The organism is Vibrio sp. Vb0937, from assembly GCF_033338855.1.
Genome location: NZ_JAWOTK010000417.1, coordinates 1 through 1,078 on the forward strand (window position 1 = coordinate 1; position 1,078 = coordinate 1,078).

Here is a 1,078-nt window from a genome sequence, read left to right on the forward strand (position 1 = left end):
TGACTTAAACAGTCTTGTAATTGTCTTACTGCTTGCCCCGATTGTTTTCGATAAATGGTTGAGATCAGGAGCAATGAATCCGTCTTTTGTCATCGCGTTTCGAAATGAAGCCAAACGACGATCCGATGGCAATGGTAAAGTGAGCTCGAATTGCTTCGCTTGATAAAACTCTTCCCAAAACAATATGGTTGTCGCATTCGTTTTGGTTTGTTCTATGTCCCACTCCCACAAAGCCATTTTATTGATCAGTGCTTTTAGGAGAGCGTTAACTTCAATCATCACGATGCTTTTCGGGCAAGAAAACTTGTCACAATCGAAATAAACAGAACGATACGCCACAACATTCGTCATTACGGCGCGATGTGGAGTATGAGGTGGGATCCACACTGCTTTGGTTGGCGGCAAAATACAAATGGAATCATTTAGGGCAAACGTCATGCATCCTTGTGGCGCGTAAAGCAACTGACCTTTATGGTGGTGATGCATCCCTGAGTCGTGTTTACCAACATCTGCAGCAATGCCGACCACGTTGGCTGTGAGCTTGTCTGCATCAAACTGAGTGTTTTCTTCAATAAGTGCCATTTGTCCGAATTTTGATGTTTTTGGTCTTAACGATGTTAATGGGTAAAGCATAACGCCTTCTATACTGCGCGCCAAGTTAAGTTTGTTACCCACTTAAGCTTCTGAATTCATCAGGTCGAAGTGGGATAGAGAGGCAAAAATGAAAACGAAACCTTCTATTGGATTAATGGTTGTGATGCTGATGTTTCCGCAAATTGTAGAGACGATTTACAGCCCTGCACTTGGTGATATTGCACAGTCATTCTCAGTCACCTATTCGCAAGCAGCGCAAACCCTGTCGATCTACTTTACAGCATTTGCAATCGGAGTCGTGGTTTGGGGTCTATTAGCAGATAAATGGGGAAGACGTCCAACCATGCTAGTTGGCTTGCTCGTTTATGGGCTTTCTGCATTGGTTGCGATGCAAACTGACCGCTTTGATGTGGTCATGTTGGCTCGAGCGTTGAGCGCCTTTGGTATTGCGGTTGGTTCTGTGGTGACGAAAACCATGTTGCGG

General features: G+C 44.5%; 2 protein-coding genes. One reads left to right on the forward strand and one right to left on the reverse strand.

Going from position 1 to position 1,078, the window contains the following annotated elements:
- Positions 1-582 (reverse strand): AraC family ligand binding domain-containing protein (locus R7P67_RS26165; protein ID WP_318086500.1); only part of this gene is annotated, 582 nt, incomplete at its 3' end.
- 139 nt (positions 583-721) lie between these two features.
- Between R7P67_RS26165 and R7P67_RS26170 the strand changes: the two genes are divergently transcribed.
- Positions 722-1,078, forward strand: a 357-nt coding sequence (locus R7P67_RS26170; RefSeq protein WP_318086499.1) for an MFS transporter, incomplete at its 3' end; no start/stop codon positions are given.